Consider the following 26376-nt stretch of genomic DNA (forward strand, 5'->3'; position numbering starts at 1 on the left):
GCGCCCGGCTGAGCAACCGGGCGCCGGCGCCGGGAGGTTGCGCCGCGACGTCCCGTCCGGCCACGCCCCTACGGCGCGGCCGGACGGGACCCGTGGTCAGGACACCAGCTCCACCGTCTGACGGCTACGGCGGTGCTGCTCCTCCCAGTTCGTCAGCGCCGCGCCACAGGCGTGGTCGAGATGGCGCAGCCCGCTCAGGTCGAGCCGCACATCGCGGTCGGCGGGCAGTGCCTCGAGCTGGTCGAGGATCTTCGGCAGCCGCAGGAAGGTGGCGTTGCCGACGGCCCGTACCAGCACCGGCTCGTCCTCGTCGGCCGGGGTGTCGACCTCCAGGTGGACATGGGAGGTCTCCCAGGCCGTCTTCACGACGGCCATCAGCAGACCGATCAGGACGCCCTCGAACATGTTCACCGTGACGATCGCGATGGCGGTGACCATCAGTACGACCGCCTCACCGCGGTGTTCGCGCCACAGCGGCCGCAGCGCGCGCACCGGGATCAGCTTGCAGCCCGAGTACACCAGGACGCCCGCCAGCGCGGCCAGCGGCACCACGCCCAGCGCGGCCGGGAACGCCGCGGCGAACACCAGCAGCCAGACGCCGTGCAGCACCCGGGAGGCCTTGGTCTTCGCGCCCGCATGGACGTTGGCGGCGCTGCGCACGATGACCGCGGTCATCGGCAGCGCACCGAGCACACCGCATACGGCGTTGCCCGCGCCCTGGGCCATCAGCTCCTTGTCGTAGTCGGTCTTCGGCCCGTCGTGGAGCCGGTCGACGGCGGCGGCGCTGAAGAGGGACTCGGCCGAGGCGATCAACGCGAAGGCGAACACCGTGCCGATCACCCCGATGTCGGCCAGCCGGCCCAGGTCGGCGAGGCCGGGCGGCTGGATCGCGTCCAGCAGCCCGCTGACCTTGACCCGGGCGACCGGCAGGTCCAGCACCCAGACCGTGGTGGTGGCGAGCGCCACCGCGGCCAGCGGCGCGGGCAGGATCCGTGCCGCGCGCCGCCAGCGGGGCCACAGCACCAGGACGGCGATGGTGCCGGCGCCGATGGCGAGCGCACTGAGCGCGGTCTGGGACCGTGCGGTGTCGGCGACCAGGCCCGGCAGCGAGCCGATGTTGGCCAGTCCGCTGCCCGGCGCCTTGGCGTCGGTGAGGGCGTAGAGCTGTCCGGCGATCAGCACCAGGCCGATGCCGGCCAGCATGCCCTGGACGACGGCGACCGAGATCGCCCGGAACCAGCGCCCCAACTTCAGTGCGCCCATGACCAGTTGCAGGGCACCCGCGGCCAGCACCAGCGCACCCAGCGTGCTGACGCCGTACTCCTTGACGGCCTCGAAGACCAGCACCGTCAGGCCCGCGGCCGGGCCGCTGACCTGCAGGCTGCTGCCGGGGAGCAGACCGGTGAGCAGTCCGCCGACGATACCGGTGACGAGCCCCAGCTCGGCCGGTACGCCGGAGGCGACCGCCACGCCCACACACAGCGGGACGGCGACCAGGAAGACGACGAGGGAGGCGGTGAAGTCCGCGCGGAAGGAGGTGAGTTTCTTCATGAGGGTCACCTGTGCCTTCACAGCGGGAGGAACAGGTCGGTGGCCGGATGGTGGGCGGCCACCATGCCGGTGTGGACTTCGTAGAACCAGCCGTGCAGGTTCACCTCGCCGGTGGCCAGCCGCTCCTGGACACAGGGGTAGCCGCGCAGCCGGTCGAGCTGCTCGCGCACATGCTGCTGGACGGCGGCGGAGACGGTCGGCTCCGCGTCGTCGGGCAGCTGGTCGGAGAGCTGTTGCGCCAGCCAGTCGCGGACGGCGGGCGCACCGGTCAGGTCCTCGCCGCGGGCCTTGGCGCCGACCGCGCCGCAGTGCGAGTGGCCGCACACCACGATGTCGGCCACCTGCAGCACGCGCATCGCGTACTCGATGGTGGCGGCCTCCGCGCAGGCCGCCATGCCCTCTTGGTAGGCGGGGACGGCGTTGCCCGCCGTCCGCAGTTCGAACAGTTCGCCGGGCCGCGCGCCGGTGATCAGGGACGGCACGACACGGGAGTCGGAGCAGGTGATGAACAGGGCGAGGGGCGACTGCCCGGCCGCGAGGCGGCCGTAGGTCTCCTGCTCCTCACGCCGGTCGGCGATATGGGCCATCAGACCCCGGGCGTGCTGAATGAAGGTCTCCACTGGGAGGTCTCCTGCTGATGAGGGTTGCCACTGTGGGGTGGTGGCGGAAACATGCGAGGTGCGGATGGTGCGGCAAGACCGCCACGACCGCCCTCAGCAGCGGAAGACGCAGTGCAGGACGGGGAGTCTCTCCGGTCTCGACGCGGCCTTGGTCGAGCTGTGTGCGGGAGCGGGGTCGGTGTCCTCGGCGCCGTGGCGCAGCCGGTCGACTTGGCCGTACGGCAGCGGCCGGCCGCCGTGCCTGGGGACCCCGACGGCGGTGTGCGCGGAGCCGCGGGCCTTGCCGCGCTCGTTCTCGCGCTTGGTCTTTTCCTCGTTGGTGTCGCCGGCGGGCTGGGCGGACTTGGTGCCCGCGGGCTGGCCGGCTTTTGCGGTGGCAAGTGCGGGCGCACTGGCGGCCGTTGACGCGCCACCGAGCAGAAACGCCAGGATCACGGCGAGGACGGCCAGCGCGAAGCGGCAGGCGCGCAGCGCCGGTGTGCAGGGTATGCCGGTGCCCTTCCGCGTCATCGCTCCCCCGTGGATCGTCCACACGACTAAAACGTCCCCCAATAGTGCACCACATAGGTTTCCCGTGTGCTAACGAGAAATGACATCAAGTTTCAAGACATTCTTGGATGTTGCGGCAGACGTCCGAAGTGACGTCCGGATACCCGCCTGCCGTCGCTGCCGGCCGGGTTCAGGCCCGTTCCGTCTCCGCCCGCGGGGCCGCGGGGGCCGCGACGGGGGCCGCAGGCCGTCTGGCGGCCCAGGCGACGAGGGGGACGATCGCCAGTGCGAGGATGCCGCCGGACAGCGCCAGCGTCGTGAAGCCCCCGGCCACCACGACCAGCCCCGAGGACGCGCCGCCGGCCGCGCCGGCGACGGATATGCCGACGTCCACCAGCCCCTGCGCCGCGGCCCGGTTGGCGGGCGGCAGTGCGTCGGTGACGATGGCGGTGCCGCTGACCAGGCCGAAGTTCCAGCCGAGGCCGAGCAGCATCAGCGCAGTGGCGAGCGCGGGTACGGAGTGCGGTGACGCCGTGGCCGCGAGGACACCGGCCGCCAGCAGGGTCACCCCGGACGCGGCGGCGGTCCACAGCCGGCCGACCCGGTCGACCAGGAGCCCGGTCAGGGGCGACGGCAGGAACATCGCGCCGACGTGGAGGGCGATGACGAACCCGGCCTCCTGGGTGCCGTGCCCGTGCGCGCGCATGTGCACGGGGGTCATCGTCATGATCGCGATCATGACGAGCTGGGTGAGGACCATGACCAGCGTGCCCATGACCACCCGCCCGCGCTGCGGGGGTGGGGCCGGCCGGTCGTCCGCCGCCGCGGCGTCGGCCGGTGGGGACGCCTTCTCGGCCAGCGTCTGGGCCAGTCGCAGCGGATCGGGCCGCAGCAGGAAGGCGAGGACGACCGCGGCCGCCCCGAACGCCGCGGTGGCCAGTATGAACGGCCCGGCGAGGCGCGGGATGCCCCAGGAGTGCGCGAGCCGACCGGTCAGCGTGACCAGGTTGGGGCCGACCACCGCGCCGAACGTGGTGGCGAAGAGCACCGTGCTCACCGCGCGGCCGCGGCGCGCGGGGGAGGCCAGATCCGCTCCCGCGTAGCGCGCCATCAGGTTCGTCGCGGTGCCGGCCCCGTACACCAGCAGGCCCAGGAAGAGCAGCGGAGCGCTGTCGACGGCGGCCGCCGCGACGACGCCGAGGCTGCCGAGCGCCCCGGTGCCGTAGCCGAGCGCGAGTCCGGGGCGCCGGCCCCAGCGCCGGCAGATCCGGCCGATGCCCACGGCACCGAACGCGGACCCGGCGGTGAACAGCGCGCTGGGCACGCCCGCCAGACCGGTCGAGCCGAGCATCTCCTCGGCGAGCAGGGCGCCGACGGTGATTCCCGCGGCGAGGCCCGCACCGCTGAGGATCTGGGAGAAGACCAGCACGGCCAGAATGCGCCGCTGTTCGGGGAGGTCGCGCGTGGCCGGCGCACCGTTCCTAGCCGTCATGGTTCCTTTCCGATCGGGACGGTGTCTGCTAAGCGGTCGACACGGGTTCGAGCGCCGCGATGTCCGAGAGGGACAGGTTCATCTGCTGGTGCAGGAAGCGCACGATCGTCCAGTGCGGCAGTGCGCCCTCGTCGAACGGGCCGAACTCCCGGCAGTACAACGGGATCCAGCGCAGGGCCTCTTCGAGCGCCTGCTCCCGGCCCGGCTCCTGCTGGTAGTCCTCGTACGCGATGCTGCGGTGTTCGATGAAGCACCGTCCCGGAAGCCGCTCCTCGCACAGGGCACGGTATTCACGGGTCTGCAGTATGAGGTAGTGCCATATCTCGTCGATTTCCTGCTCGACCGGCAGGAACAGTCCGCCGAGCTGATCGCGGTGGCGGGAGACGAGGTAGAGGTACCGCAGGCATTCGGTGACCTGCCGCGTCACGAACTCGGGTGAGAGTTCCGGGTCCTTGGCGGTGAAATGGTCGACCACCTCGGTGTACAACGCGTCTCCGAGCAGGTCCCTCAGATCGTCGGCGGATATCCGCGGGCGGCTGGTCATGACTCTCCTGTGCGAACGTGGGGTCGGGTGCGGTGCGCGGGTCAGGCGCCGTCGGCGAGCCAGGCGTACTTTCCCGACCGCCCGATGGGGATGTGCGCGCGGTGCTCGATCCGGCAGCGCCGTCCGGTCAGTTCACCGACGCCGTGCTCCAGCTCCGCGGCCTCCGCGTCGCCCAGGGGCGCGCCGTTGAACGTCGTGTACGCCAGCAGCGCCGCACCCTCGCCGGTCAGCCGCAGTTGGTGCACGAAGACGTGCGAGGACGCCTCGCCGATGCACCGGTCGAGATCGCCCTGGGCGACGGGTCCGCGCGGGGTGCTCAGCAGTTCCTTCTGGCGGCCGCAGAACTGGGCGATCTTCGACGGGTCCGGCGTGCCGTCCAGGGTGCGTACGCAGTCGCCCGAGCGGTAGCGGATCAAGGGCATGAAGGGGTTGCGCACACTGGAGACGATGAGCTCGTAGATCGTGCTTTCCGGTGCGACCGGGTGGAGTTCGACGCTCATTTTGTCGAGGTGCGGCCGGTAGGTGCCGCGTCGGTCGCTGAAGTAGAGATAGCCGAGCTCGGTGCTGCCGAACAGGTCGATGACGGGGCAGGCGAAGTGCTGGTGCAGAAAGCGCCGGACGTTCACCGGGGTGTATTCGTAGGCGTGGATGATGCTCGCGGGCGGCGGGAAGTCGTCCCACAGCCCCCATTCGCTGACTTTGCGCACCAGATGCGCCAGGTGGTAGCCGGAGCAGTCGAGGTGGTACCAGCCGCGGGGGTGCGCCTGCCGGGCGGTCTGGATCTCGTCGAGCATCCGCACGACCTCGTCGCGCTCCCACAGGGCCGGATCGAGCCGCAGGTTGAGATAGCAGGTGCGCTCGTCGAGCCGCCGGTCGTCGAGGGTGGGCACCGGCCGGGGCGGTACGCCGCTGCGGGCGGCGTTGACCCGTGCCACGTGCTCCGTCGCCAGAACGGTGGTCAGCGAGACCCGCCGGCAGCCCGACTCCCAGGTGTCGGCGATGTCGGGGTGCTCGCTCCACAACTGGTAGTAGGAGCGCAGCAGGAAGTACGGGGGCCGGATGATCTGCATGCGGGCGTGGTTGGTGCCCGTGGACAGTACGAACTCCGCCTCGCCGGCCTCCAGGGCCGCGGCCAGATGGGGCGTCATCCAGTTGTCGGGGAAGCCGCGCGCGATCTCCGGCTTGTCGAGTATGGGGAAGTGACCCTTCGCCAGCGACTCGCGGTAGATGGGGATGTCGCGGATCTGCTCGATGACCTCGGCGGTCGGCTGACCATCCATGGATTCCTCGTCAAGGCTCGGAGAACGGTGCCCTAGGGGGCGCATGCGGGGCGCGGTGCCCGGAAGGGGGCGGTGGCAGGCAGCGCCACCGGTCCCCCTCCCGGGTCCCTCAGCGGATACGGCGTCAGGAGATACAGCCGGCCTTCGGCGTGGCGCTGATGCAGCCGGACTTGGGCGCCGCGCTGATGCAGCCGTTCTTCGCGGCCTGCTGTGCGGAGTTGGCGGCGAGCCAGTTCTGCCAGACGTTGTCCTGGGCCATCTTCTTGATGAGCTGTTCCATGGGAGACCTCCGGGAAGAGTGCGGAAGACGGATGCGGCACAGCGCTGACCTGCGCTGATACCGCCACCATGAAGGTAAAAGTGTTACCAAGTGAATGTCAATCAAAGGCAATGTCGACGCGGGTGGAAGCGCAGCCCGCGCGCCAACTTTGGCGAGATTCCGTCGAGTTGATCAATGACGGGAACCAAATGACCCACAGTCATGTCGCGCCCGAATTTCTATGGTTCGACTCATTGGCGGGTATCAATCCCGTGCGGTACCTACGCCGGTATTACGCCGGATTGCGACCGTATTGCGCCGCACGGCGGACGCCGATCGGGTGACCTGCCGCGCACGTCCAAAGGCCGTCGGACACCACGGTGGAACGATCACTACCGGTTACCCGCTCATCGGTCCCGGCCCCAGGGGAGTCTGCTGTGCGAATTCTGCTCATCGCCGGCGCGTTCAACAGCCTCACACAGCGCGTCCACGCCGAACTCGGCGATGGCGGACACCAGGTGCGGGTGGAGCTGGTGACCCGCGAGACCCCGTTGCTGGAGGTCGTACGCCGGCATTCCCCCGAACTGATCGTGGCGCCGATGCTCAAGACGGCGGTGCCCCGCGAGGTGTGGTCCGCGTACACCTGCCTGATCGTGCACCCGGGGCCCGTCGGCGACCGCGGGCCGTCCTCGGTGGACTGGGCGGTGCACCTGGGCGCGGACCGCTGGGGCGTCACGGTCCTGCAGGCCAACGAGGAGATGGACGCCGGCGATGTCTGGGCCGCGGCCGACTGCCCCGTACCCGAAGTGGGCAAGAGCGATCTCTACCGCAACGAGATCGCCGACGCGGCGGTCGAGGCGGTGCTCTCGGCCGTCGACCGGGTGGCGTCCGGCAGCCATCGCCCGCAGCCCCAGGACGCCCTGCCCGACGCCGCCAAGCCCGGCCGCCCCCGGCCGCCGCTGCGCCAGGAGCAGCGCCGGATCGACTGGCACCGCGACCCCACCGACACCGTCGTACGCACCCTGCGCGCGGCCGACTCCCAGCCCGGCGTACGCGACGAACTGCTCGGCGACACCTGGTTTCTGCACGGCGGCCACCCGGAGGACACCCTGACCGGCCGACCGGGCGAGCTGCTCGCCACCCGATGTGGCGCGATCTGCCGGGCGACGGCCGACGGGGCGGTGTGGATCCCGCAACTGCGCCCGCCGCGCCGCCCGGGGGAGCCCGGCACCTTCACCCTGCCCGCCACGCTCGCGCTGGGCGCGGGCCTCCCGCCGCTCCCCGAGGTCCCGGCCCCGCTCGATCCCGACGACGGCCCCCGCACCTGGAGCGACATCCGCTACCGCGAGGACGGCCCGGCCGGATTCCTGGAGTTCTCCTTCCCCGGCGGCGCCATGAGCACCGACCACTGCCGGCGGCTGCTGGCGGCCTACCGCCACGCCTGTACCCGGCCCACATCCGTGCTGGTCCTCGGCGGCCGCCGGGACTTCTTCTCCAACGGCATCCATCTGAACGTCATCGAGGCCGCCGCCGACCCGGCCGAGGAGTCCTGGGCCAACATCAACGCCATCGACGACCTGGTGCACGCCGTCCTGACCACCACCGACCGGCTGGTGGTCGCCGCGCTGGGCGGCAACGCGGCAGCCGGCGGGGTGATGCTGGCGCTCGCCGCGGACGAGGTGTGGTGCCGCTCGGCGTCGGTGCTCAACCCGCACTACCGGCTGATGGGCCTCTACGGTTCGGAGTACTGGACGTACACCCTGCCGGGCCGGGTGGGCTCAGAGGTGGCCGGGCAACTCACCGCACGCGCCCTGCCGGTCACCGCCGCGGCCGGGCAGCGGCTCGGGCTGGTGGACCGGCTCGTCGACTGCCCGCCCCAGGAGTTCGCGCCCCGGACCGCTCACCTGGCGGCCCGGCTGGCGTCCTCGCCCGCGGTCCAGGCCCGTATCGCCGGCAAGAAGGCCACCCGGGAGCGTGACGAGGCCGAACGCCCGCTGCACGCCTATCGCGAGCAGGAACTGTCCCGTATGCGCGAGATCTTCTTCGACCCCGAGCAGCCTTACCACGCGCTGCGACGGGCGTTCGTGCGCAAGGAGCCGCCGGCCGGCACGCCCCCGCACCTCAACGCGGCCGCGTCGGGACCGGGGGCGGACCCGCAGTTTCGCTGAGCCCGAAGGCCGGTGGCCGAGGTCCCCCTCCCAGGCCACCGGCCCTTTGCGCGTACGAGCGGCGTCCGCCGCCCGCCGCCGTCCGGTTACGTGACGGGCAGGTACTTGTAACCGATACCGAAAACGGTGCTGATGGAGTCGCGCAGCCCGGGACCGAGGCGTCGGCGCAGCCGGGCGATGTGGACATCGACGGTGCGTGTACTGGACTGGCAGCTGGGCCAGACCGCGGCCATCAGCTGCTCCCGGGTGAAGGCGCGCTGGGGATGCAGCACCAGGTGGGCGAGGAGATCGAATTCCAGCCGTGGCAGGCAGACTTGGCGGCCTCTGATGAAGACCGTCCGGGCCGCGGTGTCGATCTGGATCGGCTCGGGCCGGGCGACTCGGCCGGCCGGGGCCGGTTCCATGGCGCCCGACGGCTCCTCACGCGGTGGTGCCAGAATGATGTGGACCTCGTCCGAGGGCAGCCGGTGCACCGATACGGGTTCCAGGTCGTGCAGGGTCAGTTGCCACTTGCCGTCGGGGAGCCGGTCGACCGCCAGGGGTGGCCCTTCGCCGGGCCCGGCTATCGCCGGACGGCCGAAGCCGGTCTCCGGTCGCCACGCAAGCGGGGTCGTCGAGGAGTTCATAAACATGATCTGGGCCCATTCCTCTTGCAAAGCAGGCGTGTACGGACAGACATGGCGGTGCTCGACGTTCAAGGTGTGCAGGTGCTGCGCAGCAGTCGCGACGCAGTCCGGGTTCGAGGCGGTGGACGGCGAGCCGGCACCTCCGTCGCAGGTGCGCCCAACGGGGGCGATCGCTCCGTTCGTGCCGTGGGAACGCTCGCGTCCACGCCCGTGGTCGGCCATGACGTGGTGCGATGCCGCGGCCTCCGGTCCAGTCGAACGCTACATGTGATCGAGCGGTTCCGGAAAGTAGCTTCCGCTAATTTCGGTTGCTCTTGAGCCGATTCCGTGTTTGCGCGGAGCCGCGGCGGGCGGCACAGCGGCAGGCCGCGTCCGGGCGGGCCGTTGTTTCCTTCCGTAAGCGCACGGGAAATTGAGGGAACGCTGTCAGATGGCGCCCGCCCGCCCTGGCTTCCATGCCGCGCCGCCCGCCCGTCCGGCATGGCTCAAAACCATCGGCCGGTCGGCTGTGATGGACGGATGCCCGTCGGATGGTCTGTACCTGTGGGCGTTGTCGTGGTGGGGCGCCCGGCAGGCGTCCGACCGGCCGTTCGGCGCGTGCCGCGCGGTGGGCGTCGTTCCGGCCACTGTGTGTCGTCGGCGCGACCGCCGCCCCGGGGGCTCGATTCCAGCCTCCACCGGCCCGCTGGGTCGCGCTCAACTTGGCCTATGCGGAGGGGTGTCGGTTGTTGATGTCCGCTTGTGGAGGGCTCGTGAAGGTGTGAATATGCCAAATAAATGACCTGTAGTGGCCGTGACTCCGAGGGGCGGCAAAGCGGAGGGGCTTCCGGGAGGGCGGCCGGAAAGTGGTTTCCTTTTCAATTTCATCGCGGCGAAACGGTGCGGAACCAGATATTCCAGACGACTGTTTTCGCAATGAGTTGAGGGTGAGTAGGGTGTGCCCCGCTGTCACTTGACCGGTGACGGGGTCCAGTTGAATTCGGCGCGGCTGGAATGCGGTGTGGGGGATGACGCCTTCGTGACCGGGAGGGGACCATGGCGGCCGGCTCTTTCGAGGGGCAGTACGTGTGGAGTCCGGCGGCCGACGACCGGGCGCTGGCGCGGGCGTGCATGGACGTCAGGGCCGGCCGGTACTTCAGCGCGCACGAGGTGCTGAAGGAGGCCCGGGAGGACTTCGAGCTGCGTGCCCACCGCTCGCTCGTCCTGGCGTCCGTGGCCGCCGACTCGGACCTGGCGGAGCGCTGGCTGGCCGAAGAGCCGGGCCCGGAGGCGGCGTTGCTCTGGGCGCGGGTGGCGATGCTGCGCGCCCTGCGCATGGCCGACGCCGGAGACCGGAGGCAGGGGGCGCTGGCCCGGATAGCGCAGGCGGCGTGCGAGCGGGCGGCGAAGGAGCTGCCCGAGGACCCCACCCCCTGGGTCGCCCAGCTGGCACTGGCCCGCCTCGACCGCCACCAGGACCCCGCGCCGCAGGGGCTGCTGACCGCGCCGACCGGTCCGTGGTACCTCTTCGCCCACATCCTCCGGCTCGACTCCTGGCACCGCGAGGCGCACCACCGCTTCCTGTCGTACTTCTTCACCCGGAACGGCGGTTCGTCCGGCGCGAGTTGGGACGTCGCCGCGTTCCTGAGCCAGCGGGCCCCGGCCCACTCGCCGCTGCGGCTGCTGCCGCTGGTGGCGCTGGTCGAGGACTACAACCCGTCCGCCCTGCTCGCGGACCGCACATGGGAGCAGCCCCAGTGGATCAGCACCGCCATGGGCATCTACCGCAACTGGTTTCCGCGGGTCGCCGATTACCGCTTCACACCGGTTTTGGACCTGGCGTACCTGGCACACGCGCTGTTCATGGCGAAACATGAATTCGAGGCGCGGGAGGTCTTCACGGCGATGGGGCCCTATGCCTCACGCATGCCCTGGAGTGCGTTCGGCGATCCGGCCGAGCAATTGACCAGGGCCAGACGCTCCTGCGGACTCCCGGTACCGCACGGCACCTGAGGAGTGTGCCGGGCGCTGCCGTGGGCCGTTTTCCGGTAGGCGTCGCGGGCACTTCCGTGGAAACGTTCTCAGCCGCCTCCACACCTTCTCCGCAAGCGCACCGAACGTTCGATCCGCTCAGCCCGATCAATTCTCCCCACGAATTCCCCAGAAAGGTTGCGGTTGTGTCCGAGCGTACCTCTCTTACTCGCTCGAAATCCCCCCACCATCCGTCGAGTCCCGTCACTCTCGACGACGACGCGACACTGCACGCCATGGGTTATCCGCGGAAACTGACCCGCAGATTCCGGGCGTTCGACAATTTCGCCATCTCCTTCACCATCATCAACATCATTTCCGGGATCTTCTCCTCCTTCGGTTTCGGGATGAACGCCGGCGGCCCACGGATCCTGATCTTCGGCTGGGTCGCCGTATCGATCATGGTGCTGTTCGTCGGCGCCGCGATGGGTGAGATCGCCTCCGCCTACCCGACCAGCGGCGCGCTCTACTTCTCGGCCGGCAAGCTCGCCAAGCGGCACAAGGGTGCCTGGTCCTGGTACACGGGTTGGTTGAACTTCGTCGGCCAGGTCGGCGGCACGGCCGCCACCAACTTCGCCGCCGCCACCTTCATCCAGGCGTTCATCGCCATGCAGTGGCCGTCCTACGAACCGACACCGCAGCAGACGGTCGGCATCACCGCGGCCATCCTTCTCGTCCAGGCGCTGGCGAACACCTATACGGTGCGGTTGGTCGCCTTGGTGAACCGGATTTCCGTATGGTGGCTGCTGATCGGCCTGGTGGTGATCGTCGGCGCGCTGACCCTGATACCCGACCACCATCAGTCGCCTTCCTTCGTGACCCACTTCGTCAACAACACCGGCTTCACCCACGCGATGTACGGCGGAATGCTGGGCCTGCTCGTCACCAGCTGGACCTTCACCGGTTTCGACGGCAGCTTCCACATGTCCGAAGAGACGGTGAAGGCGACGGTCAACGCGCCCAGGGGCATCATGCGGGCCATCACCTGCTCCGCGATCACCGGGCTGATCCTGATGCTCGCTCTGGTGTACGCAATCCGCGACTACGGCCATGCCGCGGCCGCCGAAGCACCGCCGGTGCAGATTCTCGTCGACGCGCTCGGCCAAAGCACCGCGAAGTTCCTGTTGTTGATCGTTATCGGCGCCATGCTGTTCTGCGGACTCGCCAACATGACCAGCAATACCCGGCAGATCTTCGCCTTCTCGCGCGACGGTGCGATGCCCGGCTCGCGGTGGTGGCATTCGGTCTCCGCCCGCACCCGTACCCCCGTCAAGGCCGTCTGGCTCGCGGCGGCGTGCCCGCTGGTGCTGGTGCTGCCCGGCTGGTGGTCGCACACCGCCTTCACCGCCGTGGTCAGCGTCAACGTCGTCGGGCTGTTCCTCGCCTACGCGGTACCGATCTTCCTGCGGCTGCGGCTGGACGACTTCCAGGCCGGACCGTGGAACCTCGGCCGCTACGGCAAGCCCGTCGCGGCGATCGCGGTGACCTGGATCCTGGTCAGCAACGTGCTGTTCATGCTGCCCCAGGCGTCACCGATCACCCCCACCTCGTTCAACTACGCGCCCATCGCGCTGACGGTGGTGCTGATCATCGCGACGGTGTGGTGGTTCGCCACCGCCCGGCGGCGCTTCCAGGGCCCGGTCAGCTACGGCCGCCCCGACGAGGTCGCGGCCATGGACCTCATCTAGGGCCTGTCCGCGTACGCACCATCCCGCCCCCTGACCCCACCAGAAGGGACGATCCCCGGCATGCCCCCGACAGGCGAAGCCCCGCACCCCCAGCCGACCGCCGCCGGCGAACTCACCGTCGAACCCGCCACGTCGGACGACTGGCACCAGGTGGTGCGGTGGGCCGCCGACGAACAGTGGAACCCCGGCCGCGACGACACCGCCTGCTTCCACCCCACCGACCCCGCCGGCTTCTTCCTCGGCCGGCGCGCCGGACGGACCGTCTCCGCGGTCTCCGTCGTCAACTACTCCGACCGCTACGCCTTCCTGGGCTACTACCTGGTCCACCCCGACCACCGCGGGCAGGGCCTGGGGCTCGCCACGTGGCGCGCCGCCGTCCCGCACGCCGGCGCCCGGACCGTGGGCCTGGACGCGGTGCCCGCCCAGCAACCGACGTACCGGCGCGCCGGGTTCACCCCCGCCCACGACACCATCCGCTACGGGGGACACCCCACCCGCCCCGGCACGGTGTCCCCGCACGTCGTCCCCGTCACCGGATGCCACCTCGACGCCCTCGCCGCCTACGACCGGCGCTGCTTCCCCGCCGACCGGCGGGCCTTCGTCGCCCGCTGGCTGACGGCTCCCGGCCACATCGCCCGCGCATACGTCCGTGACGGCGCGATCGCCGGCTACGGAGTCGTCCGGCCGGCCCACACCGGCCACCGCGTCGGTCCGCTCTTCGCCGACACCCCCGAAGCCGCCGAGGCGCTCTTCGACGCCCTCACCGCCTGTGTCGAGCCGTCCACCGAGGTCTTCCTCGACGCGCCCGAACCCCGGCGCGCCGCCCACACCTTGGCCACCAGCCGCGGTCTGACTCCCCGCTCCCACACCGTCCGCATGTACGCCGGGCCGGTCCCGCCGCCCGACCGGCAACGCACCTTCGGGGTGACGAGCCTGGAACTGGGCTGATCCGCCGCACGCGGACCCCAGGCGCCCGGAACGGGACGCCGTCGGGCCGCGTCAGGCGCCGACGGTGCCGTCGATGCCCTCCCGGAGGAGGTCGGCGTGGCCGTTGTGACGGGCGTACTCGTGGATCAGATGGAGCATCACCAGACGGAGGGAGACCTCTTCTCCCCAGCGGGGCTGATAACCCGTCACATCGAGGGAGGCGGCCGCCTGCTCGATGCGGCGGGAGTGCGCCACCTCGGACTGCCAGGCGGCGAAGGCCTCGGCGCGGGTGGACCCGTCGGCGTCGTAGGCCGCCTGGTAGTCGCCGTCGGCCGACCAGACGAGCGGGACGTCCTCGCCGTTGATCACCCGGCGGAACCAGGAGCGCTCCACCTCGGCCATGTGCCGCACCAGGCCGAGCAGGGAGAGCGTGGAGGGCGGCATGGACCGGCGGCGCAGCTCCTGGTCGGAGAGGCCGTCGGTCTTCATGGCGAGCGTGGCCCGGTGGAAGTCGAGATAGGCCCGCAGGGTCTCCCGCTCGCCGGCGCGTACGGGCGGGGAGGGGCGTTCGGTGGTCATGGCGGCGACGGATCCTTCGGGAGGGAGGGCGTGCTCCTGCGGACAGGGAGGACGCGAGGGAGCGGACCGTCCGCCGGGGCCGGAACGCTCCGGCGCGGCCGGGGGAGACGGCCGAGGTGATCTTCCCGGCCGGTGCGGACCCTCGCAAGCGGTTTTGCGCACGGCGGGCCCCGCCGCAGCGCACGGCATCGACGTGCCGGCCGTCGGCACGTCGATGTCCCTCCGTATGGCTCCGCACCCCGCAGGCGGGACGGGTGCCGGCCTCAGTGATTCACGGCAGATATCGCTCGATGGCGCCGGGCCCCTCCTCGGCGATGAGGCGCTTGGCCCATTCCAGGCTCTGGGGGGTGGGCTCGCGTCCGGAGGCCTTCACCAGGTCCTCCGGGTCGTAGGGCCGCTCGCTACCGGTGTACAGCTGGGTCGGCCGGCGCTGGGCCGACTGCTCTCTGCCATTGGTCGTCACAGGTCCTCCTTCGTCCGCGCCCGCCGGGTCGCCGGGACCTCGCTTGGTTCCATCATGGGACCGGCTTCGAACACCCGCACCCCCTAGGGCGACCCATCGGACCGGCCCTGAGCGCGTGCCGGCCTGACCGACGGCCTCCGGGCCCCGGGATAGCGCGGTGGAAACGCCTGCTCCGTCCAGATCGTCTTGCCGTACGGCGTGTAGCGCGTGCCCCAGCGCTGGACGAGCTGCGCGACGATGAACAGCCCCCGCCCGCCCTCGTCGTCGCTGGCGGCGTGCCGGAGGTGCGGGGAGGTGTGACCGGTGTCGGAGACCTCGGTCAGCAACGTCAGGTCGCGCAGCAGGCGCAGATGCAGCGGGCCCTCGGCGTGCCGTACCGCGTTGGTGACCAGTTCGCTGACCACGAGTTCGGTGGTGTACGACAGCTCCTCCAGGCCCCACTCCCGCAGTTGCCCGGTGGCCAGCTCCCGGGCCCGGCCCACCGCGGCCGGCTCGGCGGGCAGCTCCCAGGCCGCGACCTGCCGGGCGTCCAGCTCGTGGGTGCGCACCAGCAGCAGCGCGGAGTCATCGGCGGCCGGGCCGTCCGGCAGCAGCTCCGCGAGGGCCCGGTCGCACAGCTCGTCCAGCGGTCTGCGGTGGTCGGCCAGCACCCGGCCCAGCAGCTCCAGCCCCTCGTCCACATCCCGCTCGCGGGCCTCGACCAGCCCGTCCGTGAACAGCGCGATCAGGCTGCCCACCGGCAGTTCGAGCTCCAGCGATTCGAACGGCAGGCCCCCGAGGCCCAGTGGCGGGCCGGCCGGCAGATCAGGGAAGTACAGCCGGCCGTCCGCGTCGACCACGGCCGGCGGCAGATGGCCGGCCCGCGCCATCGTGCAGTGCCGTGAAACGGGGTCGTAGACCGCGTACAGGCAGGTCACGCCGGTGGCGACATCGTCCGGGGCGGCATCGGTGCCGATCCGGTCCGCCCGGTCCTCGGCGGTCTGCCCCACCAGGTCGTCGAGCCGGCTCAGCAGCTCGTCGGGGGAGAGGTCGAGCCGGGCCAGGGCGCGTACGGTCGTCCTCAGTCGCCCCATGGTGGCGGCCGCCTCCAGGCCGTGGCCGACCACGTCGCCGACGACCAGCCCGACGCGGGTGCCGGAGAGCTCGATGACGTCGAACCAGTCGCCGCCGACGCCGGCCCCTTCGTCGCTGGGCAGATAGCGGTAGGCCAGATCCACCGCGGACTGCTCGGGCAGATGCTGCGGCAGCAGATTGCGCTGGAGGGTCAGTGCGGCGGTGTGCTCCCGGGTGAAGCGGCGGGCGTTGTCCAGGCACACCGCCGTTCGGGTGACCAGCTCGTCGGCCAGCTCGACCTCACCCTTGTCGAAGAGCGAGGGCAGCTCCCCGCGGCTGAAGGTCACCAGGCCCATCGCAGTCCCGCCGGACCGCAGCGGCACGACCATGCTGCTCTCCCCGCGCACCATCCCGCCGGAGGACAGGCTGCGGTACGGCAGCGAACCGGGCGGGTACGCGACGCGGTACGGGTCGTGCGGCGGGGCGCCGGGCGGGTCGTCGGCGCGGCGGGTGGCGACCCGGACCAGCGTGGGCAGGGTGCCGTTGCCCGGATCCGGCTCCGCGCCCTCCAGCACCGACTGCACCAGGTCGACGGTGACCATGGCGGCGAAGTCCGGCACCGCCACCTCGGTCATCTCCCGGGCGGTGACGGTCATGTCGAGCGTGGTACCGATCCGGGTACCGGCCGCCACCAGAAGGTTCAGCCGGCGCTGCGCCTGATAGCGCTCGGTGATGTCGAAGGCGTCCTCGCACACCCCGATCACCTGCCCGCGGGCGTCCTGCAGCCGGTAGTAGGAGCACGACCAGACGTGATCGGGGCCCGGATCGGAGGGCTGCTGGCCGACGAAGTGCAGGTCGAGGATGGGTTCGCCGGTGTCGAGGACGTTGCTCATGACCTCTATGAGGGTGCGCGGATACCCCTCGGTCACGAACTCACCGTCGGGGTACAGTGCGTCGGCCCGAGCGCCGAGGAACTCCCGCAGCGGGTGCCCTATCTCCCGCACGAACGCGGTGTTCGCCCAGGTCAGCCGCAGATCGCGGTCGTAGATGCCCAGGCCTACCGGGGACTGGGTGGCCAGTCCGTGCAGCATCGACTGCTGGGAGTCCCACACCTGTTGTTCGTCCAGCGCGGCCGCCACCAGGATGCGGGACGGGGCGGCGCCCGCGTCGGCGGGGGCGCTCAGCGCGCAGGTGGTGATCGCCACCGGCAGCAGCCGGCCGTCCCGGTGCCGCGCCGTACGGGGCTCGCTCCCGCTGGGCGACGCCTCCTGGGCCCGTTCGGCCCACGCGGGACCGGCCGCCTCGGCGGCCGGCAGGAAGGTCTCCAAGGGGCGGCCGATGATCTCGGCCGGTGCGTACCCGAGGAGCCGCCGGGCCGCCGGACTCCAGCCGATGACCAGATCCCGGGCATCCAGAACCACTGTGGCCGCCCTGGTGACGTCGAGGGGACCACGGAAGTCGGCGCTCTCGGCCGCGTTCCATGCGTTCATGGCATCAACCCAGCCCGGTTCAGTACCTACAGCATCGAGCCTGATCAAGACCGGCACAACCGCGCTGCCCGACGAGATGCGCCCTTGGTGCGGCCCCGCGGTGTCGCTGGCACAGTGGGAGAGGGCGCGAGCGACAGGAGGCAGATGTCATGTCGGCCCATCGGCCCACGACCCCGGTACGGGGCGCTCCGTGCTGGGTCAGCCTGCTGGCCCGCGACCTGGAGGCCGCGCAGGGGTTCTACTCCGCGGTCCTGGACTGGCGGTTCCGCCGGGCCAGTCTCGGCGACGAGTTCTCCATCGCCCTGCTGGACGGCGAGCCGGTGGCCGGTATCGGTGCCCTCGCCCAGAGCCTCCAGATCGCCGTGGCCTGGACCGCGTACTTCGCGGTGGAGGACGCCGACGACACCGCGGGCCGGATCCGTGAGCGCGGTGCGACCGTCGCGGTCGGCCCGCTCAAGATAGGCCCCGGACGCGCCGCCCTCGCCGCCGACCGGGACGGCGCCACCTTCGGCTTCTGGGAGGGCCAGATGCTCGCCTGGTCGGTCGGGCAGGGCAACGCGCCCGCCAGCCTGGAACTGCGCACCCGTGACGCCTTCGAAGCCGCGATCTTCTACGCGGAGGTCTTCGGCTGGGCCTCCGAGGAGCCCGGCGGCTGCGATGTGACGTACGAACACGACCAGGTGATCGTCCGCGACGGTACGCACATCGTCGCCACCCTGCACGGCGGTGCCGTGGAGTCCGCCCCGGACCCGCGGGTGCGCCCCCGCTGGCACGTCCATTTCCCGGTCCGTGACATCGAGAAGGTGACGGCCGCCGCGGTCGCCGCCGGTGGCACCGTCACCCCCGTGACACCGGGCGCCGAGGGCGCGGGCCGGCAGGCGGTGATCCGCGACCCCGAGGGCGGCATCTTCACCGTCACCGCGGACTGACCCCCGCCACCTCAGCGGCCCTGCTCCGGCTCCAGCGGCGGGCACCACGCCGACTGCCGTTTCCCGCCGACCCGGCCGCAGAACCCGGCCTGGGTCGGCCGGCCCACACCGTCGATGCGCTGCACCGACAGCAGCTTGTCCAACGGGACCTGGCGGTCCACATCACCGCCGAAGCTGATGATCCCGCTCTCCCCGTCCAGCGCCGCGTCGCCGTGGACGCCGCTGATCGCATGCCACACCGCGGGCGGTGTCAGCGGCATCTGGGCGGCCTCCTCACGCAGTTGCTTGACCGCGTTGATGTACAGCTTGACGGCGTCGAAGCCGAGCGCCGCATGGCCGTCCAGGGAGGAGTTGGGGACCTTCGCGCACTCGTCGGGGAAGAGCCGGCTCAGCTCCGCGTACAGCTCGCTGGTGCCGTCGCAGTGCGCCGAGCCGAGGGTGAAGTCCAGGAAGTCGTAGGGGATTCCGGGGTAGTGCTCGCGCCGGTCCGCGTCGGCGGCCAGCCGCGCCACGTCGTCGCCGCCGATGAGCGTGGGCGGATCGGAGTTGCAGGACTCGTTGATCCCGCCGAGCAGCGCCTCGAAGTCCTCCGAGCGCCCCGCGTAGAACACCACCCCCTCGTAGGAGCAGCTTCGCTGGCCGACCGTCCCCGGGCCGGGGGCGTCGGACGAGGGATCCTCACCCGGTGGCGGGGGCGGGGTGAACACCGTCCGCTCGACCTGGAACCCGCGGGCCCGGAAGCGCTTGGCGGCATCGTCGCCGAGCGTCTTGCTGTACGTGTCGCTGGGATCGGCGGAACCGATGATCCGCACATGCCGGGCCGACCTGCCCGCGCTCCGTCCCACGAGGTGGTCGACGTACGCCGCGGCGACCTCCGCCTCACGGGTGTTCTGCGGCGACACCTGGAAGTACATCGGGGACTGCCGCACCAGCGTGTCCGCGGACAGCGTGGTGGCCACCATCGGCAGCCCCACAGCGGTCAGCCGCCGGATCGTCCGGTTGGTCGCCTCCCGGCTCTGGTCGAGCCCGGTGACCCCGACGAGGGAGGGGTCCTGCTGCTGGAGCCGCTCCAGGATGTCCACCACCCGCGTGCCGAAGCGCATCCCCGACCCGGCGTTGGCGGGGAAGATCCGCAGGATCGGCTCGGTGGCACCGGTGCTGCGCAGCTGCCGGGACTGGGCGCTCGCCGCGCCCTGCAGCGCCTCGCGCCCGTAGGCGAGCTGCCCCGAGGGCTTGCCCGAGACGCTGAGCAGCGCGGACAGATGGACGAGGGTGACGAAGGGACGTTCCGGCGCCGCCTGGTGCGCCTCCTCGGCGCGGGTGTTCTGGGCGTAGATGGTCTGCAGGGTCCGGTCGAGCGACGGGTCGGGGGAGTGGAAGGTGAAGCCGTGCCGTGCCACCCCGATGCACTCGCCGGTCTCCGCGGTGAGCAGGGTGCCGGCGTCCTCGTCGAACCGGCTCAGACCGCAGTGCGCCTGCCGGTAGCCGCTCTCGGCGCCCAGCACCAGCCCGCCCGTCCCCAGCAGCGCGAAGACCGCGGAGCAGGCCGCCACCACCGACACCATCCGGCGGGCCCACAGCGGCGGTTCGGGGATCCGCAGCCGGGCGTCCTGGGCGACCTCCAGCCGCCGCGTCAGCTCGTAGCTCTCCTCGGTGGGCGGCATGAGCCGGGGCACGCTGACCGGCAGGTACCAGGGCGCGCGGTTGCGGGCCCGGCCCTGGTGCAGAAAGGTGTCCCGCCAGCCGCCGTAGAGCCGGTCGGAGAGCCGCCACAGCTCACGTCGGCCCCAGTCGGCGCGGACGCCGGTGCCCTCGGCGGGTGGCTCGGCGCCGCAGGCGACGACCAGGAGCGGGTCGAAGGCGCCGGTCTCGTTGCGTACGTCGATGATCGTCCGGAGCAGCGTATAGCCGCAGTTGTCCGGACCCAGGCCGTCCAGCAGCGCCACGCAGTACGCGGTGCGCCGGGCCGTCCGGGGCCGCCAGATGCGGCGGCGGAAGGCGATGCGCAGATCCTCCAGGAACGCGTTGACCATCAACTTCCGTAATTGCTCGGGGTCTTCGACCTCGTTGTGGGGCGCGGTCAGCCGCTCGGCGAACCCGGTGAAGGTGCCCGGGTCGCGCGGTGCGAGGTAGGGCTGGTTGAGCAGCCAGCGGTACTCGCGGCCCAGGCCGCGGCGGATCCGCCACCAGGCGAGCGGGAAGACGTGGACCGCGAACAGCCACACCCACCACGGCACCTTGCCGTCCACCGCGAGTTCGGTCTCCGGGGAGCGCAGCAGCCCGAACAGCCGCCGGCGCCGGAACTCCCGCTCCCGCAGGGCCTGCAGCAGGGTGTGGTCATTGCCCTCCACATCGCCCGGATGGCTCCGGCCGCTGTCGGCGCCGACCTGGGCCAGCCAGTTGACCAGCCCGAACCGGCGGAAGCGGACCCGTCCGTCGCTGCCGTTGACGCTGAGGGCGAAGCCCTGCGCCAGCCGCTCCAGGGTGCGGCGCACCGCGTCGACGGACTCCGGGTCGGCGGGCTGCGCACCGGCTTGCAGGTCGTGCAGTACGTGCGGTACCCGGCGGGGGTCGGCGTGGCCGAGGAAGTGGCTGATGCCCTTGGCGAGTTGGGCGTGGTCGTCCCCGCCGACCAGGCAGACCACCGGCAGGCCCTCGCGTCCCTGGGCCACTCCGCGGTGCCGCACCGGCTCCGGGCACTCCCGGCGGCGCGGCCTGCGGACCAGGTCGGCTATCAGACGGAGCAGATGCCCGGCTCCGTGGAAGACCGGGATCACGGGGGTGACGGGGGTATGGGAATCGAGTTCGTTCGACGCCATGGTGCCCCTGAGGAAGGGTCGGAGTAGGGCCGGTCATTCTGGCACCGCTCCGTCGGCGGTCGCTATGGTTCCGCCTCGCCCAGGGGTCTCGTGGTTCTCAGTGGCCCCGCCCACAGGGGATAAGGGGGGTGGGCGGGGCCGTCGCGGAAGGCGAACCTCCGGGAGTGAGTGGTCAGTTCAGGGCATCACCACCGCTCATGCCGGGGTCGGCGCCGGGGTCGTCCATGCCCGCGCCGGGGTCTTCGGTGCCCGTTCCCGGGTCCTCGGTGGCCGTGCCAGGGTCGTCCGCACCGCTGCCGGTGCCCGGGTCCTCGGTGCCGGTGCCGGGGTCCTCCGTACCGGTGCCCGCATCCTGTGCTCCGGCGTCCGCGCCGCCTCCGCCGCCTGCGGCACCGATCTCGGCGCCCGTGGCCTCCAGGGCGTCGGTGACCGGCTGGAAGAAGGTCTCGCCGCCCTGGGTGCAGTCGCCGCTGCCGCCCGAGGTCAGTCCGACGGCCGAGTCGCCGGAGAACATCGAGCCGCCGCTGTCGCCGGGCTCGGCGCAGACGTCCGTCTGTATGAGGCCGTTGACGATGTCGCCGTTGCCGTAGTTCACCGTGGCGTCCAGGCCGGTGACGGTGCCGTCGTGGAGGCCGGTGGTGGAGCCCGACCGCTGCACCTTCATGCCGACGGCGGCCTCCGCGGCCTTGGTGATCTGCTGGGTGCTGCCGTTGCCCAGGTCGACCGCGCTCTGCGGCTGGGCGGCCGTGTCGTCGTAGGTGACCAGCGCGAAGTCGGTCTTGGGGAACTTGGAGTCGGCGACCGTGCCCAGCGGCTGGCCGCCGCCCTGGTCCGCCGACCAGGTCGGCGAGTCGTTGCCGCAGTGCCCCGCCGTGAGGAACGCGGGGGCGCCCTTGACCGTGACGTTGAAGCCCAGGGAGCAGCGGGCGTTGCCGCCGAAGATGGCGCTGCCGCCGATCGGCCCGGCGGCCGCGCCGCCGCCTCCGGCGTCCCCGCCGCCCGCGGCGCCACCGGCGTTCTGACCACCCGCGTTCCCGCCGCCCGCGGCACCGCCCGCATTCGCGCCGCCCGCGTTCCCGCCGGCGTTCCCGCCCGCGCCTCCGCTGCCCGCGGCGCTGCCCGCGCCCCCGCCGTCGTACCGCTGGAACTCGCCCTGGGACCGCTTGACGGTGACCAGCTCGCGCATACCGCCGGCGGCCTTGGTCAGCGTGGCCATCTTGGCGCCGGTGACCGTTCTGTCGGCCAGCACCACGATCTTGTTGGTCTTCGGGTCGATCGACCACGCCGTGCCGGGCACCGCGGCGGTCTCGCGCAGGGTCTGCGTGCCGGCCTTCAGCGCGGTCATGCTGTTGCGGACGACCTTGGCGACCGCGCCCTTGGCCCGGACGCTCTCGGCGTCGTCCTCCGACAGGACGTTCATGACGAGGTGGCCGTTCGCACCGTCCAGGTACCAGCCGGCGGCCTGGTCCCCGAGGTCCGCCTTGAGGGACGTCGCCAGCTGGGTGGCCGCGTGGGCGCCGAACGTCCGGGGGACCGGTGGCCGGTCCGTGCTCGCATTGGCGTCGGGGAGCAGGATCGCCGCGGCCGCGATGGCGGCCGCGGCCGCCCCGGCGACGACGCCCGTCCGCTTGTTCACATGTCGGTGGCTCAATTCACTGACCTCCAGGGACGCACAGGGACGAAGCACACGGGAGGCCGCGGTGCGTCGCGTCAGCACCCGTGCGAGTTGCTCACCCAGTCCTACGTAGCGCCGCCCACTGCGGTCTCACGGCCACTCAACCTGTGATGAATTCCGCCGTTCGCGTTGGCGAAGCCCTACACTCCCCGGGCTCCGCGACCGCAGGGAGCCCCGGGTCCGGTGGGGCGTAAAGGGCAGCTGTGGCCCTGCTTAAGAAAACCTCGATGGACCAGAAGCCCGGCATACGGAAGATTTCTAGATCGAGACCGGGTGGCCGATATACGCCTCCCGGCAGGTCACAGCACTCTTACCTACCCACGGGAGCCGGCGCGGTGAAGGCACTGGTCAAGCAGAAGGCGGAGCCGGGACTGTGGCTCACGGAGGTCCCCGAGCCGGACTGTGGGCCGGGTGACGTACTGATCAAGGTCCTGCGCACCGGTATTTGCGGTACGGACCTGCACATCCGGGCCTGGGACGGCTGGGCGCAGCAGTCGATCGCCACACCGCTGACCATCGGCCACGAGTTCGTCGGCGAGGTGGTGCGAACCGGCCGCGAGGTGGCCGACATCAAGCCCGGCGACCTGGTCAGCGGCGAGGGGCACCTGGTCTGCGGCAAGTGCCGCAACTGCCTGGCCGGCCGCCGCCACCTGTGCCGGGCCACCGTCGGCCTCGGCGTCGGCCGGGACGGCGCCTTCGCGGAGTACGTGGCGCTGCCCGCCGGCAACGTGTGGGTCCACCGCAGCCCCGTCGACCTCGACATCGCCGCCGTCTTCGACCCGTTCGGCAACGCCGTGCACACCGCCTTGTCGTTCCCGCTGGTCGGCGAGGACGTACTGATCACCGGCGCCGGACCGATCGGCATCATGGCCGCGGCCGTCGCCCGGCACGCCGGCGCCCGCAATGTCATGATCACGGACGTCAGCGAGTCGCGCCTGGCACTCGCCCGCAAGGTCGGCGTCAGCCTCGCCCTCAACGTCGCCGACGCGACGATCGCCGAGGGGCAGCGCGCGCTGGGGCTGCGCGAGGGCTTCGACATCGGCCTGGAGATGTCCGGCCGGCCCGAGGCGATGCGCGACATGATCGCCAACATGACGCACGGCGGCCGGATCGCCGTCCTCGGCCTGCCCGCCCAGGACTTCGCCGTCGACTGGGCCCGGATCGTCACCTCCATGATCACGATCAAGGGCATCTACGGCCGGGAGATGTTCGAGACCTGGTACGCGATGTCGGTGCTGCTGGAGGGCGGTCTCGACCTGGCACCCGTGATCACCGGTCGCTACCCGTACCAGGACTTCGACGCCGCCTTCGACGACGCCGCGAGCGGCCGCAGCGGCAAGATCATCCTCGACTGGACTGCTTGAATTTTAGGCTCGGTTCGCCTCCGGGGCGCCAAAGCCGGTGTCGAGAGACCGACCGTGCTCAGCCCTCCTCCGTCGGGCCTCCGCGCGGCCGGCCTCTCGACACCGGCGCGCCCCTTTGGCTCACTCGCCCACCGCACCCTCAAGGAGCACCCCAATGTATGACTCCGTACGCGACGAACTGCGCGGCACCCTCGACGAGATCCGCGCCGCCGGACTGCACAAGCCCGAGCGCGTCATCGGCACCCCGCAGTCCGCCACCGTCGCGGTCACCGCGGGCGGCAACCCCGGCGAGGTCCTCAACTTCTGCGCAAACAACTACCTCGGCCTCGCCGACCACCCCGAGGTCGTCGCGGCCGCCCACGGAGCGCTCGACCGCTGGGGCTACGGCCTCGCCTCGGTCCGCTTCATCTGCGGCACCCAGGAGGTCCACAAGGAGCTGGAGCAGCGGATCGCCGGCTTCCTGGGCCAGGAGGACACCATCCTGTACTCCTCCTGCTTCGACGCCAACGGCGGCGTCTTCGAGACCCTGCTCGGCCCGGACGACGCGGTCATCTCCGACGCCCTCAACCACGCCTCCATCATCGACGGCATCCGGCTGTGCAAGGCCCGCCGCTTCCGCTACGCCAACCGCGACATGGCCGACCTGGAGCGCCAGCTGAAGGAGGCCGAGGGCGCCGGACGCAAGCTGATCGTCACCGACGGTGTCTTCTCCATGGACGGCTATGTCGCGCCGCTGCGCGAGATCTGCGACCTGGCCGACCGCTACGGCGCCATGGTGATGGTCGACGACTCGCACGCGGTCGGCTTCGTCGGCCCCGGCGGCCGCGGCACCCCCGAACTCCACGACGTGATGGACCGCGTCGACATCATCACCGGCACCCTCGGCAAGGCCCTGGGCGGCGCCTCCGGCGGCTATGTCGCGGCCCGCGCCGAGATCGTCGCGCTGCTGCGCCAGCGCTCCCGCCCGTACCTCTTCTCCAACTCGCTCGCCCCAGTGATCGCCGCCGCCTCGCTCACGGTCCTGGACCTGCTGGAGTCGGCCGGCGACCTGCGCGAACGGCTGAACGCGAACACCGCGCTGTTCCGCTCCCGGATGACCGAGGAGGGCTTCGACGTCCTGCCCGGCGACCACGCCATCGCCCCCGTCATGATCGGTGACGCGTCGGAGGCGGCCCGGATGGCGGAGCTGCTCCTGGAGCGCGGGGTGTACGTCATCGGCTTCTCCTACCCCGTGGTCCCGCAGGGCCAGGCGCGCATCCGCGTACAGCTGTCGGCCGCCCACTCCACCGAGGACGTCCACCGCGCCGTGGACGCCTTCGTGGCGGCGCGGTCCGACATGGCGGCCGAGGCGGAGCCCGCTTCCGGCGTGTGAAGACCAGCGGGCGCGGCCTGCGAAAATAGCCGCATGATCGAAGCACGACGGCTGCACATCCTGCGTGCGGTGGCCGACCACCGCACGGTCACCGCCGCGGCCGCCGCGCTCTATCTCACGCCCTCGGCGGTCTCCCAGCAGCTGGCCGCCCTGGAACAGGAGACCGGCCACCGCCTGGTGGAGCGCAGCGCCCGCGGTGTGCGGCTGACCGCCGCGGGCGACATCCTGCTCTCCCACGCCAACGCGGTCCTGGCCCAGCTGGAGCGCGCCGAGTCCGAGCTGGCCGCGTACGGCTCGGGCGAGGCGGGCACGGTGACCGTCGCGGCCTTCGCCACCGGCATCGGCCTGGTCGTCGCGCCCGCGCTCACCGCCCTCGCCCGCTCCGCGCCCGGCATACAGGTCCGCGTCCAGGACGCCGAGGGCGACGCCAGCCTGCGGATGGTCCTCGACCGGCAGGTCGATGTGGCGGTGGCCGTCGAATACCGGGGCGCGCCCCGCGCGGACGACCCACGGCTGACCCGTCTGCCGCTGTACGCCGAGCCGTTCGACGCCGTACTGCCGACCGGCCACCGCCTGGCACAAGCGGAACAGGTGGCGGTCGCCGATCTCGCCGAGGACCCCTGGATCGGCCCGTACCAGGGCAACCCCTGCCATGACGTGGTCGTCCTGGCCTGCGAGTACGCCGGATTCGAGCCGCGCCTGGAGCACTCCTCCGACGACTTCCGGGCGGTGGTCGCCCTGGCCTCCGCCGCGGCCGGCGTGGCCCTCGTGCCCCGCTCGGCCCTGCGCGATGTGGACCTGACGGGGGTGGTGGTCCGGCCGGTCGACGGGGTGGTGCCCACCCGCCGGGTCTTCGCCGCGGTACGCCGTGGAGCCGAGGAGCATCCGCTGTTCCGCCCGGTCCTGGCCGCCCTCCAGGAGGCCGCGGCCGCGCAGGGGTGAGATCGCGGCGTTCGGGTGTCCGGCCCCGCGTCGTGC

At 71.6% G+C, this 26376-nt stretch carries 21 protein-coding genes; 8 read left to right on the plus strand and 13 right to left on the minus strand.

Annotated elements, in window-relative coordinates; genetic code table 11:
• Positions 1-96: 96 nt before the first annotated feature.
• The 7 genes from ACFWZH_RS34145 to ACFWZH_RS34175 all read right to left on the minus strand — a co-directional run bounded on the left by ACFWZH_RS34145 (position 97) and on the right by ACFWZH_RS34175 (position 6256).
• Positions 97-1551, minus strand: coding sequence for a SulP family inorganic anion transporter (locus tag ACFWZH_RS34145; protein WP_384440396.1), 1455 nt, complete (start codon positions 1549-1551; stop codon positions 97-99).
• Positions 1552-1568: 17 nt separating this feature from the next.
• Complete coding sequence (locus ACFWZH_RS34150; RefSeq protein WP_384440399.1) at positions 1569-2171, minus strand: carbonic anhydrase; 603 nt, start codon at positions 2169-2171, stop codon at positions 1569-1571.
• Positions 2172-2264: 93 nt separating this feature from the next.
• Positions 2265-2681: a hypothetical protein gene (locus tag ACFWZH_RS34155; RefSeq protein WP_384440402.1), complete on the minus strand. Its 417-nt coding sequence runs from the start codon at positions 2679-2681 to the stop codon at positions 2265-2267.
• A 169-nt stretch (positions 2682-2850) separates the two neighbouring features.
• Positions 2851-4152 carry an MFS transporter gene (locus tag ACFWZH_RS34160; RefSeq protein WP_384440405.1) on the minus strand — a complete coding sequence of 434 codons (1302 nt, stop codon included), beginning with the start codon at positions 4150-4152 and terminating at the stop codon, positions 2851-2853.
• 28 nt (positions 4153-4180) lie between these two features.
• A complete protein-coding gene (locus ACFWZH_RS34165; protein ID WP_384440408.1) occupies positions 4181-4696 on the minus strand; it encodes a hypothetical protein in 516 nt (171 codons plus the stop codon).
• 41 nt (positions 4697-4737) lie between these two features.
• Positions 4738-5976 (minus strand): hypothetical protein, encoded by a 1239-nt coding sequence (locus ACFWZH_RS34170; RefSeq protein ID WP_384440411.1) that lies wholly within the window; start codon positions 5974-5976, stop codon positions 4738-4740.
• A gap of 124 nt (positions 5977-6100) precedes the next feature.
• A complete protein-coding gene (locus tag ACFWZH_RS34175) occupies positions 6101-6256 on the minus strand; it encodes a hypothetical protein (RefSeq protein ID WP_384440414.1) in 156 nt (51 codons plus the stop codon).
• A 416-nt stretch (positions 6257-6672) separates the two neighbouring features.
• On the opposite strand from ACFWZH_RS34175, the gene ACFWZH_RS34180 reads away from it, so the two are divergent.
• Positions 6673-8403, plus strand: a complete 1731-nt coding sequence (locus tag ACFWZH_RS34180) for an enoyl-CoA hydratase-related protein (RefSeq protein WP_384440417.1) — start codon at positions 6673-6675, stop codon at positions 8401-8403.
• A gap of 86 nt (positions 8404-8489) precedes the next feature.
• On the opposite strand, the gene ACFWZH_RS34185 is transcribed toward ACFWZH_RS34180, so the two are convergent.
• Positions 8490-9029: a winged helix-turn-helix domain-containing protein gene (locus tag ACFWZH_RS34185; RefSeq protein WP_384440420.1), complete on the minus strand. Its 540-nt coding sequence runs from the start codon at positions 9027-9029 to the stop codon at positions 8490-8492.
• Between the two features lie 1035 nt (positions 9030-10064).
• On the opposite strand from ACFWZH_RS34185, the gene ACFWZH_RS34190 reads away from it, so the two are divergent.
• From ACFWZH_RS34190 to ACFWZH_RS34200, 3 genes are all read left to right on the plus strand, one after another.
• Positions 10065-11021 (plus strand): hypothetical protein, encoded by a 957-nt coding sequence (locus ACFWZH_RS34190; protein WP_384440423.1) that lies wholly within the window; start codon positions 10065-10067, stop codon positions 11019-11021.
• Positions 11022-11275: 254 nt separating this feature from the next.
• The gene (locus ACFWZH_RS34195; protein WP_384440426.1) at positions 11276-12727 is read left to right on the plus strand and encodes an amino acid permease; all 1452 of its coding nucleotides are present in this window, start codon (positions 11276-11278) and stop codon (positions 12725-12727) included.
• Between the two features lie 60 nt (positions 12728-12787).
• The gene (locus tag ACFWZH_RS34200) at positions 12788-13675 is read left to right on the plus strand and encodes a GNAT family N-acetyltransferase (RefSeq protein WP_384440429.1); all 888 of its coding nucleotides are present in this window, start codon (positions 12788-12790) and stop codon (positions 13673-13675) included.
• Positions 13676-13726: 51 nt separating this feature from the next.
• Here ACFWZH_RS34200 and ACFWZH_RS34205 read toward each other — a convergent pair whose 3' ends face one another.
• The 3 genes from ACFWZH_RS34205 to ACFWZH_RS34215 all read right to left on the minus strand — a co-directional run bounded on the left by ACFWZH_RS34205 (position 13727) and on the right by ACFWZH_RS34215 (position 17239).
• The gene (locus tag ACFWZH_RS34205) at positions 13727-14233 is read right to left on the minus strand and encodes a DinB family protein (protein ID WP_384440432.1); all 507 of its coding nucleotides are present in this window, start codon (positions 14231-14233) and stop codon (positions 13727-13729) included.
• Between the two features lie 271 nt (positions 14234-14504).
• Positions 14505-14696, minus strand: a complete 192-nt coding sequence (locus ACFWZH_RS34210) for a hypothetical protein (RefSeq protein WP_384440435.1) — start codon at positions 14694-14696, stop codon at positions 14505-14507.
• Between the two features lie 83 nt (positions 14697-14779).
• Positions 14780-17239, minus strand: a complete 2460-nt coding sequence (locus ACFWZH_RS34215) for a SpoIIE family protein phosphatase (RefSeq protein WP_384440438.1) — start codon at positions 17237-17239, stop codon at positions 14780-14782.
• 149 nt (positions 17240-17388) lie between these two features.
• Here ACFWZH_RS34215 and ACFWZH_RS34220 point away from each other — a divergent pair, with 149 nt between their 5' ends.
• Positions 17389-18168: a VOC family protein gene (locus ACFWZH_RS34220; RefSeq protein ID WP_384440441.1), complete on the plus strand. Its 780-nt coding sequence runs from the start codon at positions 17389-17391 to the stop codon at positions 18166-18168.
• 11 nt (positions 18169-18179) lie between these two features.
• Here the strand turns inward: ACFWZH_RS34220 and ACFWZH_RS34225 are convergent, their stop codons facing one another.
• Entirely contained in the window at positions 18180-20987 is a 2808-nt protein-coding gene (locus ACFWZH_RS34225) for a hypothetical protein (protein WP_384440444.1), read from the minus strand.
• 172 nt (positions 20988-21159) lie between these two features.
• Positions 21160-22623: a S1 family peptidase gene (locus ACFWZH_RS34230; RefSeq protein ID WP_384440447.1), complete on the minus strand. Its 1464-nt coding sequence runs from the start codon at positions 22621-22623 to the stop codon at positions 21160-21162.
• Positions 22624-22997: 374 nt separating this feature from the next.
• Between ACFWZH_RS34230 and tdh the strand changes: the two genes are divergently transcribed.
• The 3 genes from tdh (at position 22998) to ACFWZH_RS34245 (ending at position 26340) form a co-directional block, all read left to right on the plus strand.
• Complete coding sequence (gene tdh, locus ACFWZH_RS34235; RefSeq protein ID WP_384440450.1) at positions 22998-24026, plus strand: L-threonine 3-dehydrogenase; 1029 nt, start codon at positions 22998-23000, stop codon at positions 24024-24026.
• Between the two features lie 154 nt (positions 24027-24180).
• Complete coding sequence (locus tag ACFWZH_RS34240) at positions 24181-25398, plus strand: glycine C-acetyltransferase (RefSeq protein WP_384440453.1); 1218 nt, start codon at positions 24181-24183, stop codon at positions 25396-25398.
• A gap of 33 nt (positions 25399-25431) precedes the next feature.
• Positions 25432-26340 (plus strand): LysR family transcriptional regulator, encoded by a 909-nt coding sequence (locus ACFWZH_RS34245; protein WP_384440456.1) that lies wholly within the window; start codon positions 25432-25434, stop codon positions 26338-26340.
• Positions 26341-26376 lie beyond the last annotated feature (36 nt).

Origin of the sequence: Streptomyces sp. NPDC059008 (assembly GCF_042749045.1) — a bacterium.
Lineage (GTDB): Bacteria > Actinomycetota > Actinomycetes > Streptomycetales > Streptomycetaceae > Streptomyces.

Coding starts and splice junctions, on each gene's coding strand:
- ACFWZH_RS34145 (WP_384440396.1), bottom strand. CDS start 1,551: ATGAAGAAACTCACCTCCTTCCGCGCGGACTTCACCGCCTCCCTCGTC.
- ACFWZH_RS34155 (WP_384440402.1), bottom strand. CDS start 2,681: ATGACGCGGAAGGGCACCGGCATACCCTGCACACCGGCGCTGCGCGCC.
- ACFWZH_RS34160 (WP_384440405.1), bottom strand. CDS start 4,152: ATGACGGCTAGGAACGGTGCGCCGGCCACGCGCGACCTCCCCGAACAG.
- ACFWZH_RS34165 (WP_384440408.1), bottom strand. CDS start 4,696: ATGACCAGCCGCCCGCGGATATCCGCCGACGATCTGAGGGACCTGCTC.
- ACFWZH_RS34170 (WP_384440411.1), bottom strand. CDS start 5,976: ATGGATGGTCAGCCGACCGCCGAGGTCATCGAGCAGATCCGCGACATC.
- ACFWZH_RS34175 (WP_384440414.1), bottom strand. CDS start 6,256: ATGGAACAGCTCATCAAGAAGATGGCCCAGGACAACGTCTGGCAGAAC.
- ACFWZH_RS34185 (WP_384440420.1), bottom strand. CDS start 9,029: ATGAACTCCTCGACGACCCCGCTTGCGTGGCGACCGGAGACCGGCTTC.
- ACFWZH_RS34190 (WP_384440423.1), top strand. CDS start 10,065: ATGGCGGCCGGCTCTTTCGAGGGGCAGTACGTGTGGAGTCCGGCGGCC.
- ACFWZH_RS34195 (WP_384440426.1), top strand. CDS start 11,276: ATGGGTTATCCGCGGAAACTGACCCGCAGATTCCGGGCGTTCGACAAT.
- ACFWZH_RS34200 (WP_384440429.1), top strand. CDS start 12,788: ATGCCCCCGACAGGCGAAGCCCCGCACCCCCAGCCGACCGCCGCCGGC.
- ACFWZH_RS34205 (WP_384440432.1), bottom strand. CDS start 14,233: ATGACCACCGAACGCCCCTCCCCGCCCGTACGCGCCGGCGAGCGGGAG.
- ACFWZH_RS34215 (WP_384440438.1), bottom strand. CDS start 17,239: ATGAACGCATGGAACGCGGCCGAGAGCGCCGACTTCCGTGGTCCCCTC.
- ACFWZH_RS34220 (WP_384440441.1), top strand. CDS start 17,389: ATGTCGGCCCATCGGCCCACGACCCCGGTACGGGGCGCTCCGTGCTGG.
- ACFWZH_RS34225 (WP_384440444.1), bottom strand. CDS start 20,987: ATGGCGTCGAACGAACTCGATTCCCATACCCCCGTCACCCCCGTGATC.
- ACFWZH_RS34240 (WP_384440453.1), top strand. CDS start 24,181: ATGTATGACTCCGTACGCGACGAACTGCGCGGCACCCTCGACGAGATC.
- ACFWZH_RS34245 (WP_384440456.1), top strand. CDS start 25,432: ATGATCGAAGCACGACGGCTGCACATCCTGCGTGCGGTGGCCGACCAC.